1 protein-coding gene and 2 tRNA genes are annotated in these 1,003 nt (G+C 56.8%); 2 read left to right on the plus strand and 1 reads right to left on the minus strand.

The window, feature by feature from the left end; translation table 11 throughout:
• The first annotated feature begins 10 nt into the window (after positions 1–10).
• Both AC1DH9_RS29785 and AC1DH9_RS29790 read left to right on the plus strand, forming a co-directional pair.
• Positions 11–86, plus strand: a tRNA-Glu gene (locus AC1DH9_RS29785).
• A 2-nt stretch (positions 87–88) separates the two neighbouring features.
• Positions 89–164, plus strand: a tRNA-Gly gene (locus AC1DH9_RS29790).
• 59 nt (positions 165–223) lie between these two features.
• Here the strand turns inward: AC1DH9_RS29790 and AC1DH9_RS29795 are convergent.
• On the minus strand, positions 224–1,003 hold a 780-nt coding region (locus tag AC1DH9_RS29795), incomplete at its 5' end, for a response regulator transcription factor (RefSeq protein ID WP_477809410.1).

Below are 1,003 nucleotides of genomic sequence, written 5' to 3' on the forward strand. Positions count from 1 at the left end.
TTGTACGTGTGTCCCCTTCGTCTAGTGGCCTAGGACACCGCCCTTTCACGGCGGTAACAGGGGTTCGAGTCCCCTAGGGGACGCCAWTGCGGGAATAGCTCAGTTGGTAGAGCACGACCTTGCCAAGGTCGGGGTCGCGAGTTCGAGTCTCGTTTCCCGCTCCATATTTAACGAAAACGCCGCTCACTGAGCGGCGTTTTTGTGTGCGCGTTATAAAAGTCCCTCAGCCTCCCAGGCTATGGATCAGGTTATCCAGCACTTCAGCGGTTGTTTCATCCAGCTCTGCAACTACCGACGCTCTAAGCTGCTGGTGCGCCAAGCGGTATTCGCTGGGTGTGCAGTTGGCGAAATGCTTGAAGGCCCGAGCGAAGTAGGAAGGGTCCTTGAAACCGGCTTCATAGCCGATGCTGGTGATAGGCATCTGGCTGTTGCCGAGCAATTCCTTCGCAAAACTCATGCGTTTGTTCAAGATGTAATCCATGAAGCCAAGGCCGTAGGCTTCCTTGAACAGGCGGCTGAAGCGAAAGGTCGTCATGCCGCAGCGTTTGGCCWCATCCCTCTGATCGATGTTGTCCCGAAAGTGCTGATCGATGTACAGCAGCACATTGCTCAACGCCTGGTGTTTTTGGTGTTCCGGCGTCATCCGGATACTGCCCGGAAGGGTCGGGGAATGGTCGATCTGCAACGTCTTGCGTTGGTCGCGAACATTGCGGCGCAGCTCGTGCAACTGAACGACAGCCGTCAGGTAGCGATTCTTTTCGGCGGCTGAAAGGGGCAGCACCATGTATTCCCAGACACAGGAACGCATCGCCCATACGGCCAGCTCTTCGGAGTGCTGCACGGTGAACATGGTGATCGGAATGGTCGGGGCGGAGCGTTTGATCTCCAGCAGCATCCTCAGGCCGGGTGTGTCGGGGCGATCAAAATGGATGCAGATCATGTCGGCCTGCATCCCGCTGGAAAATGTGGAGCCTTTCGCCAGTTTGCAGTCGCAGGCGTGCTC

This window comes from Pseudomonas sp. 05T35 (assembly GCF_056396605.1).